The organism is Paraburkholderia humisilvae (assembly GCF_902859855.1).
In the GTDB taxonomy this organism is placed as follows: domain Bacteria; phylum Pseudomonadota; class Gammaproteobacteria; order Burkholderiales; family Burkholderiaceae; genus Paraburkholderia; species Paraburkholderia humisilvae.
Genome location: NZ_CADIKH010000009.1, coordinates 51,386 through 64,130 on the forward strand (window position 1 = coordinate 51,386; position 12,745 = coordinate 64,130).

Below are 12,745 nucleotides of genomic sequence, written 5' to 3' on the forward strand. Positions count from 1 at the left end.
ACATCGAATTGCACAACAGGTGAAACGTGCCCGCATGAGCGCTCATTCGTAATTGCTGTCCGGCCCCGCTCTCAATACCCTTCATCTGGTGCGTAACGCGAGGATGCAGGATGAACACGGAAGTCCGTAGCGAGGTCTTGATCGGGGCCGGCCCGGAAAACAATCCGGTGCCCGGTTCCGAGGCGAAGCGTTTTGTTGAGGACATCAGGAAGGCCATCGAAGCCTGCTTGCCTGCCTGCCCGCGGAAAGTCTCGCTGATGCCGTATCGGTACGGTAGCGGCGAACTGCTCGGATTCGACTGGTCGGACGGCGAGAGCAACGCTTTCTCCGTAACGTTTCATATCGAGGGCGCATCGGTGCTCCCTAGCGCTGAAAGGATCGGCAGGGTCAGCGTGGACGTAGGCGTGACCGACATGACCGATGCGCTCCATCTCGCGCGGCTGATCGTCCAGGCGGTCAACGGAAACACCAGCGTCGAGTTGTAAGGGCAGACACCGCCGCCGCGCTCCGGCGGGGGCCGTGCTTAGGCAAGTAGACAATCCCGAACCTGCTGCGCGATGGCGACGAGCTCGAGCGCGCACGGAACTGCTTGCGGTTCCGGTCGAACAGGATTGACGCGTGATCGCGATCAGCCCAACGGGAGAGAGCAGGATGGCGACACAAGAACAGGCGGCGTGCCCGCACACCGAGCAGCGGCCCGTCGAAAACCAGTGGATTGACCCGAGCGGAAACGAGGCCGTCGAGGTTGAGCGCATTGCATTTTCGACCATGGACGATATCGACCTGCGCCGTATGAAATACAGGCTTTGCGGGAAGGTCGGGTACTACTCGGAGGCCGCGCGGGCGTTCTACGAGGACGGCATCAGATCGCCCGGGATATCGGGACTGGAATAGGAGAACGACGATGTTGGAGAAGGCTATTGGGGCTCCTGCACAGATCGACAGCGCGATCGTCAAAGGGCGTGCGCTCGCCGGCGCCGCCGTCGAGGGAGGCAACGCTCAGAGCAGGTTGCCGATGCCGGACCACAGCGCCATGACGCAGGGTCTGGCGGAACAGCCGCCGGAATTCGTGCTTGCTGGGTATGCGGGCTCGAGAGATTACGAGCGCCTCGCCGCGTTAGCCAGCAAGGCCAGCATCATCTGTATCGTCGATTACGACATGCCTGGCGTTGGGACCGTACGGGACATCGCGCGCACGCAATACACACTGCACCGGAAAGATGAAGTGTTCATGGTGAGTGCCAGGGGGATCTCCTATATCCACGCGTTTGGTAAAGCCGATTTCATTGGGCTCTGTGAATTTCGGCAGGTCGAATTTATCGAGCCGCTGCTCGGCGGGGAACGGGGAAGCAAGGCACATAGCGAGAATTGACATGGTCTACTACCTTTGTATCTCGATCGCGTGCAACGCTCTGCTTGGTCTTACGGTGTTGACGTTGGTTCGAGCATACCGGTCGAACCAGCGGTACATGGCCAACCGCCTGCTCAGGGATAGTGAAGCGGCGGACCGTGTTGCTGGAGACTTGAAGCAGGTGAGCTCCGATTACTCCATCCTCGCCGGGGCAGTTTCAATGAGCCTCGAGGCGATTCGCGAGGACATCAACCGGAACTATCACCACACGCACGATGCTCACGTGCTGGATACGATTGCCTCCAGGCTCAGAAAGGACGTGACAGATCGTAAGGGTGTTTATGAGATTCCGCTGTATGACTACGAAATCGATCAAGTCACCGCTCATGGAGGCGACGTTTCCAGTCGCGGCACGATGTCCTTGGGCCAGATGCTCGAGTTTGCATGGAGTCTGCACACGCTGTCTCGTGAGCGTGCTGACCAACTGACGGCCGTTGTGCAGCAACCGTGTGGCAATCGCGGGCACGCCAACTGGTTAGGGAAGATGCTTGCCATCTACGAACTCATGTGCGATCGGGACAAGAATCTGGCGGTGGCGCGATTGTCGGCGGTTATCGAGTCATGGCGGTACGAATCTGCAGCGTCTGCTTCGCGTTACGTCGAAGATGTCCGATAACGCAGTTACACGGGAAGACATCATGGCATCAACTACGTATCACATTCATATCCCGATCGTGAGCTTGCTGGCGATGTCAGATGCCGAACTGGAAGAAACACTTTCACCGGGCACCGGTGTCGAATTGCGTGCCAAGCTGGTGCTCATGCAGGCGGCTGGCAAGACGGTATTCACCGGTGACGACTGTGATCAGCAGGACGCCAATGGTGTGTGTCTCGGACATCGCAGAGATTGAAGGGCACGTGGAATCCGGCCGGTGCTCAGGCGCCGGTCACCTATGAACGTGTGGCAGACGCTGACCATGCAGCGTAGCGCATCGTACAGCCGGCCACAGGAAAAGAGATCAGAGAGCCGCGGCGCTCATCCTGGTAACCAACTTAAGCCCCCTACAAACGGAGTCACTCATGCCTCTCGTCAAAAACTTCTTCTATGCCGTTGCAATTGGGTTTCTGTTCGCGCTGCAGGGCGTGAACCCGGACAAGGACTTGCTGCGGCAGTTCGTGCTGATTCTCCAGTCCGATATTTTCTGGACATTCGTGAAGCTCGGAACGCTTCTTCTGACGGCATTTGAATGTGCCTTTTCAGGGCCGGCCTCATCGTCTTCCGTGACCGACGATCTCAAGGATCTCTGGGCGGGGCTGAAGAAGGTCGCTGCGAAATATACGCCTGCGCGATTTGAGGCGGCGGGTGGAGTGGACCTCGGCCCGGGGTTTGCCGAAGGCACGGGCGAGAAAAGTCGCTTTATCAGCCCGGGTCACGGGGGAAACGGCCAGTCAACGCATCCGTTCAGGGACTCCGAAAGGGCCGTGGCAAGGAGGATGTGGGAGGGCTCCGAAGCGTTCACGATCGAGGACATGTCCGATGTCTTCTTTCGCGCCCCCAGCCTGTGCATACAAGAACTGGTCGGGATGGGGTTGTATCAGGATATCGTCGCGGTATGCGAAGAAAACAGTCGTCGCCTGAATTTGCGCGCAGGCAGCACAGGACCCGGCGTGGGCGGGGAGCGGGGAACCCGATGAACGAGACGTTGAAAGCCTTGCTTCGCTACTTCAGGCGGGATAACTGTGCCCCGACGTGACAGGCCAAAGGATTCGTATGCCGGAGCGCCTACAACTAAAGCGGACCAAGGGCTGGCGCATGCCCCCGAATACCGTCAAGGTGGACCGCACGACGAAGTGGGGCAATCCGTTCGTCGTCGGCAAAGAAGCTCCGCTTCTGCCTGGGTGCATCGTACAGGATCGTCGGCATGCATGGAGCCTCTATCTCGGCTTCGCGCCTCTGAATGACCGGCTCGTCGCGGCCGCGCGTGCTGAGCTCCGCGGGAAGAATCTCGGATGCTTGCAGGCGCGCTTTTTGGCGGCATGGCATTGCGTCGCCGCGCCAGAGGGTACTGACATATCACTGGCGCGGCTGATCGAACAAAGACCAGATTTAGACAATCAACCACGTAATCCAGATACCCGAAGAGGCTTGGTCGGGAAAACGAAAATATGAATGTGCGCGCAATGACAATTGCGGTAGGTGAGGCCTCGCCGCTCGACTCGCCCGGACGGGGTGAGATGGCGCTGGCCGCGACTATCGTCCATGACGTGCTGACGATAGTACTGCAGTTGCCCGAGGTGTCTGATGAGGATATCGCAGACGTGCAGGGCATTCCGCATGCCCTCGCGCTGCTGCAGACCCCGGAACTGCCGGTGGGCATGCTGATGCTCGCATTGCGTACGGGCGGTGGCAGTGTCTGGCCGCTGACAGCGCCGATTGCCGCCCATGTCGACGTGATGCAGGCGTGGGCGAAGGAGAGGCCGGATAGCAATGTTGTGCTCATCATGCTGGTCGACTCGAATACGAACACGGTCCGCGCGTTGCGTACGATCGGCGCGCCAATGGATCTGTTCGATCTGATCCAGTCGGGCATCCGGTCGTGCCGCCGCTTCGATCCTGCGGAATTTGTCATGAGGGCGGGCGGGATCCCGTTCGAGGACGTCTGGGGTAAAGGTCGGCGCTGGCTGCGAGACGACGAAACCGACTCGTTTCGAATCGCTGGGACCTGATCGCTTCCGGATATGAAACTACGTGGCACGCGGCCGGCGCAGTGCCCAATGCTTCCGGCGTACCCGAATCCAGGATCAGTAGCATTTAACGCATGGGAAAAGGTCGTGAACGACGCCCGAAGTCCAGATGGTCGGCCAATCCCGACATGCTATGCAGAGATGCTCCTCGCGATGGAGCGAGGCTATAAACACGAGCTTTTCTTGAGGGAGGCTGGCTTCTTCGTCACCCTCAAGCATGCTGACTCGATGCCCGACACCAGGATTGACGCGTTCCTCGCGGTGAATGATGGAGGCTACCCCTTCCTGCTGGGATTCGTGCGTGAAGGCCTCGGCATCCGTCTCGTCTTCAATTGCTACATACACGCCAGTCTGTCGCGCGAACTTCAAGGCGTGCGCGAGGTGGAGGTCGTTGAGATCGCGCAAGGGGTTGAGCGGAAGTACAGGACCGAACTGCTGCATTCATTCGACTAGGAACACGACAGCGCTATGGACAGTCTCAAAGCTTTCGCGGACGAGCTCCGCAAGATGGCGAAGCCGGGGGAGCCCGTGCGGCCGTTTGTCTGCGACGGATCGCCTCTCGACTGTAGTGTGTTCATCGTCGGCAACAATCGCGCGGCAAGGCTCGCTAGCGAGTTCTGGACGTATTGGGATGACAGCAGCGGGGTCGACAAGGCCCGCTTCATGTCCGAGTACGGCGACTATCGGCGATCGCGTGGAAGGCCCGAGATTGCCCACTCGCGCAGGGCGCTCGAGGTGTTAGTCAAGAGTTGCGCGCCGCTACGCTGCCTGGAGACTAATGTTTTCGGGGTGTCGACGGACACCCGGGACGAATTGCTCGCGGCGCCGGCGCAAGGGGTCTGCATCCTTCCGTATCTGGTTGATACCATCAAGCCCCGTTGGATCATCGCGCACGGGGCGATCGCTGGAAAGGCGGTGTCGGCCTACGAGGCGAGTGCGACCATCATCAGACTCCCTGATCTGAGAAAGTGCGCGCATGCGGATCTCAGGCGCATCGGGAGGCGAATCGTCGACTCGATGCTCCAGGAGGGTAAGAGCGGGCATCCCGGAGCCGCGTTGACAGCGCAGCTGGGCAACACCGCGCCGGATAACGTGGGCAATCCCGAAGCAGATGTGCCGGAACGTCGGCTCGGCGATGCGCTCGACATGCTGGGACGCGGGGTTTCGGGTGATGCGCGTTATCGAAACAGCATCGTCCAGTCGATCCTGTCGGTTGCGCGGAGCTACCAGGACGAGGAATTGGCAGCCGCGTGTGAACGCGAGATCGAGCGTAGCTGCCTCGCGGGGAGGTGATGCGATGAAACAGGCAATGACGGGCGCCGGAGTCGGGCTGAACAGAAGTGATGTCAGAGGGCAGAAGACATGGGCATTTTCGAAAGGGCCGCGCTTTTGCCGCTAACCGCAAGCGAGCTGAGCCAGGCAAGACAGATCATCGCTTTAGATGGCGTGTGCATCGCTCACATCCAGCGGCAAATGGCGATCGGCTGGAACAGGGCGGCCGACCTCGCCGAAGCGATCGTTGGAAGGGACGCCTTGCCGGAGGTCGCGAGGAACCGCTACGATCGGCGGCGGTAGTGAAACACTGGAGGTGGTGGACCTGCTCCCGCCGCGAGAGGTTCGGCGTTACTACGGCGACGGCGCTCGGTACACGGATCACAAGATGTCCTGGCGGAATGGGAGGCGCGGCTGAGCCGTCCTCCCGGAGGCGGCGTTGACCTCGCGTGTCGCATCGACGCACTGGGGCCTTGTCGAGACTTCCCGAAACACGCACGATACGCACGTTCGGTCACGAAACTCAGTTCGGTTTGGTCCGGGCTTCCATGTCGCCCGCGGAAAATCGTTTCACCGGATCGCGTGGAATTCTTCCATCTTGAATTATCACGACAACGCTTAGCAAACTTACGGGACAACGTATGCCTCAGGTAGCCGCTCTCAATGCCCTTGTTAATCAGGCGCCCTTCAATCAGCTGATCGGCGGTGTCTACACGACGATCTGGATCCGGAGCGGGGGTGAATCGTATACCGCCTCCGGTCGACGAAAGTCCGATGGCGCTGTCGTTCCGCTGCCCGGGGTGGCAGGCGCAGTCCTCGTGTCCGAGCTCGACGCAATCCTTCGTGGGACCCAAAGCGTCGATGTCGAAGTGAACGGCGCGGCCTACGGCTTCACGCGGATAGGCACCGTCGGCAGCATTGAATACGCCGTCACTGAACATGCGCTCATTCCGCAGAGCGTGCGCGGGACACCGACGGTCGTTATCTGATTGACCCAGGGGCCACGAGCCCCGTTGCATTCATTCGTCGGACGGGCTGGACGCGAGACTGGCGAGCCAGCAACCGAACGGGCCCACTGGTGAGAACAGTTCTCGCAGCCAGCTAGAAACCCTCTTAGTCCGGTATTTCATGACGGAAAGTCCCTCGTCGAGTCGTGACCGCGCACCCCCGCGGAATTCATCCTCCTTGCTGTTCAAGCGGTAAGAGTCCCCGCCGATCCAATGACCTCGGCGGGCGCGCCTATTCCGCAAGACTACTTCCACCTCGTGCGGCACATGGTATTGGCAGCGAAGTGTCGAAATCGGTGGCGTGCGATCGCAGACAACACACGGTTGGAATTCGGGATGCTGCTGACAGTCTCGAGGCGTACGAGCTGATCTTGAACTGAATCGATTCCGCTGTATTGTGATTTCCATGAAGCCCCGGACGGCCCAGCGACAACGAGAAACAGGCGTTGATGTTGAGAGCGGCCGGCGTACCGTGCAGATCATGTCTCGGGCCCGGCGCTGGCAACGGGTCCACAGAGTTACTTCCCAATCCTCCTCTTTGTTGGCCATGGTTCAGGCTGAAGATCAGAAAACGCTGGAGTACATCGAAGAGCATTTCGGAACGGATGAAGCGCTTGGCGTGTTCTTTCGTGGTGAGCGCGGAGAGCGCTACTCGCTTGAAGAAAGTGAGTCCATGTTCGCCCGCTTGGGAGACAAGTGTCCCGATATGTATTCAGTCTTTCCGGACGAGACATCGGCGATCACCTGTACGAATTACGCCGTACAGGTTGCGCGGAAGCTGAAAGGCCGCACGCGCATCTTCGGATTTGCGAACACTGACAATCCGGCGTCGCGTGTCGCGCGTGAGGAGATCCATCCGGGTGGACATGATTTTGCGGTCGTTGACGATCGCTATCTCGTTGACCCATGGATAAGGCTTGTCGCGTGCGCGTCGCAGCAGATGTGCTTCGACCTGCAGGACTCGAAAGACGCGGCGTTGGCGCTCGACATCTACGGTTCCCGAGCGTGCTGGCGACATATGGTCGAAGCCGAAGCCAACGTGTGAGTGCTGGCGGATCGTTTCCAGAAGATAGGACACGCGCCGCCACTCTGAGCGGCTAGCGCGCGTCGTCGATCGCTAATCATTCGGCGTGGCCGGCTTTCAAGCGCCGCTAACTTCCTGACAGGAAATTGCGGTATATTCAAAGTTCTCGTTGACGGCAGCTGGGCCGACATCCAGCCGGCGGGACACACCGCGATTCAATCGCACGATAGTGCACATCTAACCCAGCGGGGCAATTCCCGCCGGGAACCTGCTTCGCGAACTTCAGGAGCAGGTCTATGAACATTTACATCGAACCGGTCCAGCCTCACTCGGGCCGAGCTGCAAGTCGGGTTGAGCGGGTGCAGACGTACCCCCGCAGGTCCCTGCGAGACGCTTTGCTCGCGTCGACCCGGAAAGTCAGTTTCGGGGCGTATGTCGGGGAGTGGCCAGACCCGATTGCTCAGGTGATTCTCCAGTCGCGAGATTTTGGGGCGCTGGCGGATCGCATCCGTGAAATCGGAATCGACACGTTGGCACCTTTGAGCGGCGGCGCGTCGTCGGTCGTCTTGAAGGCCGGTGAAAACAAGGTGCTGCGTTTGGGCACTGGTGAGCTCACCAGTCGGCCAGACATTCCGGAAGTGTTGCAGCCTCTGGAGGCCGGTACGGTTGGATACCTCCGGTATGAGCTGACGGAACTCGCGGATACCGCATCCGTTTCGGATGCGGATGCATTGCGGATGCGCGAGGTGTTACGCACGAAAGGCTTTGAGTGGGGAGATATGGGAGTGGACAACATCGGCCGTATTCACGGTCGGGTCGTTGTGTTCGATCCGGGCGGAATCACCGCCATTGCGAACCGTCCCTGCGACAGTGATCCGAACGGAGCTAGGGAGTCGAATACGGAAATTCTCGCCCGGCTCAGATCTCAAACGGGCAGGAACTGCCTGGTCATGGATTGATCCCGGATGTTCCGTTTCACCTTCACTTTCCAACCTGCGACTCTGATTGCCGTTCCCTTCAAGGGAGCGGCATTTTTTTTGCCTGAATCGTGCCGCAGGATAGAATCACATCACGACTTCCTGTCAGGAAGTATATCGATGCGGATCAACCCAGGTAGATCTGCCCGCGCGCGATGGCTGCTACTGCCATCTTGATTTGACCGGGCCGGCGGGTATCGTGGACTTCAGCTCCGGGCACCGCAAGTGCCGCAAGGCCGCCAAACTCATTGAGAAGAGGACGATGGATACGAGCGTAAAGAACGCGCCGCAGCGCATATACCTGAATCTCGGTGACATGCCGCCCGGGGAGCTCGAATTCGCGAGCCTCCATGAAGTCTCGTGGTGCGTAGATAAGCAGAATGACAACGACATCGAATACGTGCACGCCGCGCTTGCCCGTTCCATCGTAGGGGAGTCTGGGGAGTGCGCGGTGGTCGTCGCTCGCCAGGGCTTTGACCGGCCCCGGGTCGAAGGCGCGGGCCAGAAAGCGCGGAAGGCACTGTCGCCGGCTGGTCCGCTGGAGCGTCCGCTCGACGTTGTCATGGCTGAGATCTCGATTGTGCGGCCGATGGTCGACCAGTTCATTGAGGCTCGCCGCGGCGGCATAAGCGCTATCAGCTATGCGGATCTGCTGGCATTCGCTTCAACGGTCCATCGCGAGACGCTGTCCGGGGTTCGCCGGCAGCCCGAATCCTGAGGAGAGCGCCGTATGGTGACCATCGTTTTCGATCAGGCGGGCGACTTCGAAGCGTGTCGTGCCGCCGAGAAGTGGTGCGGCGAGCGCGGAATTTCCGTTGGAGAAATGCAGGGCCCCGCACCGCGCGGTCTGCTCGTGGGCGACTACTGCATCTCCAAGTGGCGCAACCTGACCGACACCGAGAAGAGTGCCCTCAGCGGGCGCATGACGGGCGATATGCGCAACGGCCCGGTGACGATCACGCTCGACGGTGATACAGCGGAGGATCCGAAGCCGACCGGGAGCAAGAGGAGGCGGCATTCCCGCAGCACGAAGGGCAATCGCGCTCGAGAAGGGAACCAGTCGAGCATTGCGCGAGCGGCGATGACGGCTGCCAGCGCGCTGGCCTCAGGAGGCGAATCGTGAACCTTCGCATCCTGAAAAAGCTATCGAAGCGCGCGGCGCCGCTCCTGCCTCTACTCGGGGATAACCGCGAGCAGTTCCAGGCGGATGACTCGTGCAACTCCTACACCAGCGTCGGCGGCCACGACTTCAAGCATTGGGACCGGATGAGCGTCGGTCACGGCAAACGGGATCGCGCTTCATTCAAATACAAGCCCAGGCACGGGCGCAACTGGATCGTGATGAGTGAGCCCTGGCAGCCATGGCCGGGAACGGTGATGGTCGGCGAGACCGTCGGCTACTACGAGCCCGAGTGGGAAGAACAAACGGCGTGGGAAGCGCTTCAGCGCGCGGTGGTCGAGCATTTTACGGACTGGAACGAGGATGGGCCGATCGCGCTCCGCACGTTCGATACCCCGGGTGACTACTTCCGCGTCGCGCACGAAATCATCGCCGCGGCTGCGGGGCACGGGAACATCGGGCGACGGCTAAACGACAGCAAGCGGTAGCCGCCCCGGTCGGCGCCGGCACATCTGCGGCGCGTGAGCTGGCCTTGATTTAAGGGGCCTCCCCGGTATGGTGGTCCATGAAACCCCGGACTGTCCGGGTCAACACGAATCGAAGACATGAACGCGATCGACATTTCCAATGTTGCACAGGTACTGAAGCATCTCGACTGGACGGGCGTCCCGGCCGGAAACCAGGTAGCAATCCAGCAGGCGATAACGGCGCTGGAGCATGCGTCGTTGCAATTCCCGGGCGAGGCTATCGGCTATGTGACACCGGAAGTGGCGGCTGGATCGAAAGACTGGGAGACGGCGACGCTTTCCGATGCGCCCGAGCAGATGAACACGGAGCCCGTGTATGCAGCACCCGTCACCGCAGCTGCAGCGATCGCAATCGCACGGTCCTGCGCATACGCAAAGGGCCTCAACGCAGGTCTGCACGCATGCCTGAAGAAGGCCAGCGAGTACGAATCGAGGGACTGGGCGGGCGATGCAAGCGGTGCCCGCGCCTGTATGCACGAGATCGAGCTCCTGATGCGGGCGATGCCGACCGAGCAGGATGCGACCGTGTCGCTCACCGAACTCGCGCAACGCGTCATTGAATACGGCGATGCGCGTAAGGACGGCGACACGGCTGCCGTCGGAGCGACATTCGGCGCTCTCCTTTCCGTACTTCCAGGCTCTGGCGTCATGCGGGACGCTGGCGGGCGGGTGGTGAGCGCAGAAGTCGATGCTTTGCGCGATCTCGTCGGTCGCATCCTGCGCTCCGCATCCCGTCAGGAACCTCTGACGATTAACGTCGACGACGCGAGCGCGCTCGAGCGTTGCGTGAGGCTGCTCGCAGAACCTGTCACCGAACCGGAGTTCACCGACTGGGGGCGGGCGGCACTGCTCTGGGTGCTTTACCATAATCTCGACAGCCGCAACCCGATCGGCCGTGCCATCCGGTTCGCGCTTGGCATGGGTGCCTCGCAGTCGCTCAATGCAACCCAGGTCGGCGAAGCACTCCGCTGGGCGCGATCGACGGGTACACCGGCGGCCCGCGCGGCGCACACTGGTGAGCAGGCATTGCCCGCGCAGACTGGCGTGCCGCCGGCTTCGTCGGAACGCAAGGTGACCTTGTGGGATGCATTCGAGATGGGCTTCGCGTTCCGCAGCGCATTGCTCGGCCACGTTCTGGACGGACGTGATGTGGGACGGTTGACGACGTGCGATTTCTGGCCTGAACCGATGCTCGATATGCATGAAGGTGCCGATCTACATCTCGGGCTGAGCGTAGGTGAGGCCGTGGCGAAGCTGAAGGCCGAAGTACGTCGCCGCCTAAATGCGCTTGACGCGGATGCGGGCAGGATTGTCACGCCGCACCGATACACAGTGCTGCAAGGCTGGACCATTCATCCGTTCTCCGCTGGCTGGATGATTGCCGAGCCGGGTGGTCGCACGCACGTTGCCCATGACTTGCCGACAAGCGACGAGACAGAGCGGGTACTCGCGCGCATGTGCGCGTTCCTTGCTAGACCGTCGACCGCGAAAGCCGCCGCATCTCGGACCGATTGAGCATTGAATCGCCAAGCACACGAGGGTACGGGCTGGATTGCGCCTATTCCACACTGGAGACTGAAGATGGCCGTTAGGAAAAGCGTAACGGCTCGACACACCGGCCCGCTGAAAGATATCGGAGAGGATGGTCCGGGCAAGGTAGCCGTGTTCTACGCGAGCGCGAGCGACAGCTTGAGGTCGTATCTCGGGATCTTGAAATTACATCGGCATGCCGACTGTCATGCGTTGTTGGGGCGTAACCCTCACAAGTTCGTCATGAGGGACTGGCGGGACGAAGTGCCGGACTCTGGTCGTTGCAAGGTGTGCTGGAAATAGAGGAGAAGGATCGTGGACTCGAAAGCGCTCGTGGAAGCCTTGCTGGACGAAGCCTTCCGGATTCTTCAGCACGACACCGGTGAGCATGACCCGGAATATGTCCGGCAGCGTAACGAACTGCGTCGACGTTTCCAGCAGGTTCTCGAATCCAGGAGCTCGGTCCAGTCACCTGCTTGCACGCCGTCGATCAATAGCCCGAGGAAAAATCGTGCAAGCGAATGAGTTACCGATCTGGGTGATCTACGACAAACCAAGCGATATTCCGGATTGGTTCGTTGCGCGGAAGTGGTTCCTCGATCGGCCGACGTCAGAACTTCGGCTGGGAAGAACGCTGGACGAGGTGCGCGCGAAGCTACCGGCCGGTCTGTATCGGCTGCCGCGAGATCCGAGCGATGACGCGAAGATCGTCGAATCGTGGATTTGAAGAGGAACAGCGAAGCGTGATCAACTGCGCTCCCTATGCGATCCACGTCGTTACGGGTGCTCCCTACGACCTAGCTCTGGATGCTGCCATTCGTCACGGCTGGCGAGACGGTGTGGGCATGGACTCCATCGCAGAATGGAACGCGCTGAAGGAGTTCCATCCCGATCTCTCGCGGAAGCCGAAGCCGACCGGCAGTCGCAGGTGCAGTGCGGGCAGTGCGTGCTTGGCCTGGACGTTGACGTGGTAGTCGTTCCCGGTTGATTCGCTCCCTGCGTCGCACTATGGCGTGGACATCAACGCTGGCGTGGCTGGTCGAGGAAGACCAGATTTAGCTCAAATCAACAGCGAAATACAGATAGCCAAAACAAAAAACCGCCTTGCGGCGGTTCCTTGTCTGGCAATTGTTGGTCTGGTGCCAGGCCAGCCATCCGGGACGAGGTAAGGAGTGCCTTCGCAGTCCAGAAC

The 12,745-nt window shown here is 60.4% G+C and carries 20 protein-coding genes; all 20 read left to right on the forward strand.

Annotated elements, in window-relative coordinates:
• Positions 1-110 precede the first annotated feature (110 nt).
• A complete protein-coding gene (locus tag HV796_RS11075) occupies positions 111-485 on the forward strand; it encodes a hypothetical protein (RefSeq protein ID WP_175226521.1) in 375 nt (124 codons plus the stop codon).
• Between the two features lie 133 nt (positions 486-618).
• Complete coding sequence (locus HV796_RS11080; protein WP_175226522.1) at positions 619-894, forward strand: hypothetical protein; 276 nt, start codon at positions 619-621, stop codon at positions 892-894.
• 10 nt (positions 895-904) lie between these two features.
• A complete protein-coding gene (locus HV796_RS11085) occupies positions 905-1,372 on the forward strand; it encodes a hypothetical protein (RefSeq protein ID WP_175226523.1) in 468 nt (155 codons plus the stop codon).
• 97 nt (positions 1,373-1,469) lie between these two features.
• The gene (locus tag HV796_RS11090) at positions 1,470-2,027 is read left to right on the forward strand and encodes a hypothetical protein (RefSeq protein ID WP_246355804.1); all 558 of its coding nucleotides are present in this window, start codon (positions 1,470-1,472) and stop codon (positions 2,025-2,027) included.
• A gap of 22 nt (positions 2,028-2,049) precedes the next feature.
• Positions 2,050-2,262, forward strand: a complete 213-nt coding sequence (locus tag HV796_RS11095; RefSeq protein ID WP_175226525.1) for a hypothetical protein — start codon at positions 2,050-2,052, stop codon at positions 2,260-2,262.
• Positions 2,263-2,431: 169 nt separating this feature from the next.
• On the forward strand, positions 2,432-3,046 hold the full coding sequence (locus tag HV796_RS11100; protein ID WP_175226526.1) for a hypothetical protein: 615 nt from the start codon (positions 2,432-2,434) through the stop codon (positions 3,044-3,046).
• 76 nt (positions 3,047-3,122) lie between these two features.
• Positions 3,123-3,521, forward strand: a complete 399-nt coding sequence (locus HV796_RS11105) for a DUF4326 domain-containing protein (protein WP_175226527.1) — start codon at positions 3,123-3,125, stop codon at positions 3,519-3,521.
• Positions 3,522-3,532: 11 nt separating this feature from the next.
• Positions 3,533-4,078 (forward strand): hypothetical protein, encoded by a 546-nt coding sequence (locus tag HV796_RS11110; protein WP_175226528.1) that lies wholly within the window; start codon positions 3,533-3,535, stop codon positions 4,076-4,078.
• Positions 4,079-4,183: 105 nt separating this feature from the next.
• Positions 4,184-4,549, forward strand: coding sequence for a hypothetical protein (locus tag HV796_RS11115; RefSeq protein WP_175226529.1), 366 nt, complete (start codon positions 4,184-4,186; stop codon positions 4,547-4,549).
• 15 nt (positions 4,550-4,564) lie between these two features.
• Positions 4,565-5,389 (forward strand): hypothetical protein, encoded by an 825-nt coding sequence (locus tag HV796_RS11120; RefSeq protein ID WP_175226530.1) that lies wholly within the window; start codon positions 4,565-4,567, stop codon positions 5,387-5,389.
• A 69-nt stretch (positions 5,390-5,458) separates the two neighbouring features.
• A complete protein-coding gene (locus HV796_RS11125; protein WP_175226531.1) occupies positions 5,459-5,671 on the forward strand; it encodes a hypothetical protein in 213 nt (70 codons plus the stop codon).
• Between the two features lie 338 nt (positions 5,672-6,009).
• Complete coding sequence (locus HV796_RS11130) at positions 6,010-6,357, forward strand: hypothetical protein (RefSeq protein WP_175226532.1); 348 nt, start codon at positions 6,010-6,012, stop codon at positions 6,355-6,357.
• Positions 6,358-6,781: 424 nt separating this feature from the next.
• Positions 6,782-7,420 (forward strand): hypothetical protein, encoded by a 639-nt coding sequence (locus HV796_RS11135; RefSeq protein ID WP_175226533.1) that lies wholly within the window; start codon positions 6,782-6,784, stop codon positions 7,418-7,420.
• Between the two features lie 275 nt (positions 7,421-7,695).
• A complete protein-coding gene (locus tag HV796_RS11140; protein WP_175226534.1) occupies positions 7,696-8,358 on the forward strand; it encodes a hypothetical protein in 663 nt (220 codons plus the stop codon).
• 217 nt (positions 8,359-8,575) lie between these two features.
• A complete protein-coding gene (locus HV796_RS11145) occupies positions 8,576-9,094 on the forward strand; it encodes a hypothetical protein (protein WP_175226535.1) in 519 nt (172 codons plus the stop codon).
• Between the two features lie 12 nt (positions 9,095-9,106).
• Positions 9,107-9,499 (forward strand): hypothetical protein, encoded by a 393-nt coding sequence (locus tag HV796_RS11150; protein ID WP_175226536.1) that lies wholly within the window; start codon positions 9,107-9,109, stop codon positions 9,497-9,499.
• A complete protein-coding gene (locus HV796_RS11155; protein ID WP_175226537.1) occupies positions 9,496-9,984 on the forward strand; it encodes a hypothetical protein in 489 nt (162 codons plus the stop codon). Before HV796_RS11150 ends, HV796_RS11155 begins: the two co-directional genes overlap by 4 nt.
• A gap of 117 nt (positions 9,985-10,101) precedes the next feature.
• Positions 10,102-11,538, forward strand: coding sequence for a hypothetical protein (locus HV796_RS11160; RefSeq protein WP_175226538.1), 1,437 nt, complete (start codon positions 10,102-10,104; stop codon positions 11,536-11,538).
• 330 nt (positions 11,539-11,868) lie between these two features.
• Positions 11,869-12,078 (forward strand): hypothetical protein, encoded by a 210-nt coding sequence (locus HV796_RS11165; protein ID WP_175226539.1) that lies wholly within the window; start codon positions 11,869-11,871, stop codon positions 12,076-12,078.
• Complete coding sequence (locus HV796_RS11170; RefSeq protein WP_175226540.1) at positions 12,065-12,280, forward strand: hypothetical protein; 216 nt, start codon at positions 12,065-12,067, stop codon at positions 12,278-12,280. Before HV796_RS11165 ends, HV796_RS11170 begins: the two co-directional genes overlap by 14 nt.
• Positions 12,281-12,745: the final 465 nt, after the last annotated feature.

Excerpts from the sequence above, each read along its gene's own strand:
- HV796_RS11100 (WP_175226526.1), top strand. The coding sequence starts at position 2,432 with ATGCCTCTCGTCAAAAACTTCTTCTATGCCGTTGCAATTGGGTTTCTG.
- HV796_RS11160 (WP_175226538.1), top strand. The coding sequence starts at position 10,102 with ATGAACGCGATCGACATTTCCAATGTTGCACAGGTACTGAAGCATCTC.
- HV796_RS11110 (WP_175226528.1), top strand. The coding sequence starts at position 3,533 with ATGACAATTGCGGTAGGTGAGGCCTCGCCGCTCGACTCGCCCGGACGG.
- HV796_RS11130 (WP_175226532.1), top strand. The coding sequence starts at position 6,010 with ATGCCTCAGGTAGCCGCTCTCAATGCCCTTGTTAATCAGGCGCCCTTC.
- HV796_RS11075 (WP_175226521.1), top strand. The coding sequence starts at position 111 with ATGAACACGGAAGTCCGTAGCGAGGTCTTGATCGGGGCCGGCCCGGAA.
- HV796_RS11140 (WP_175226534.1), top strand. The coding sequence starts at position 7,696 with ATGAACATTTACATCGAACCGGTCCAGCCTCACTCGGGCCGAGCTGCA.
- HV796_RS11105 (WP_175226527.1), top strand. The coding sequence starts at position 3,123 with ATGCCGGAGCGCCTACAACTAAAGCGGACCAAGGGCTGGCGCATGCCC.
- HV796_RS11125 (WP_175226531.1), top strand. The coding sequence starts at position 5,459 with ATGGGCATTTTCGAAAGGGCCGCGCTTTTGCCGCTAACCGCAAGCGAG.
- HV796_RS11135 (WP_175226533.1), top strand. The coding sequence starts at position 6,782 with ATGAAGCCCCGGACGGCCCAGCGACAACGAGAAACAGGCGTTGATGTT.
- HV796_RS11090 (WP_246355804.1), top strand. The coding sequence starts at position 1,470 with ATGGCCAACCGCCTGCTCAGGGATAGTGAAGCGGCGGACCGTGTTGCT.
- HV796_RS11095 (WP_175226525.1), top strand. The coding sequence starts at position 2,050 with ATGGCATCAACTACGTATCACATTCATATCCCGATCGTGAGCTTGCTG.
- HV796_RS11150 (WP_175226536.1), top strand. The coding sequence starts at position 9,107 with ATGGTGACCATCGTTTTCGATCAGGCGGGCGACTTCGAAGCGTGTCGT.
- HV796_RS11120 (WP_175226530.1), top strand. The coding sequence starts at position 4,565 with ATGGACAGTCTCAAAGCTTTCGCGGACGAGCTCCGCAAGATGGCGAAG.
- HV796_RS11085 (WP_175226523.1), top strand. The coding sequence starts at position 905 with ATGTTGGAGAAGGCTATTGGGGCTCCTGCACAGATCGACAGCGCGATC.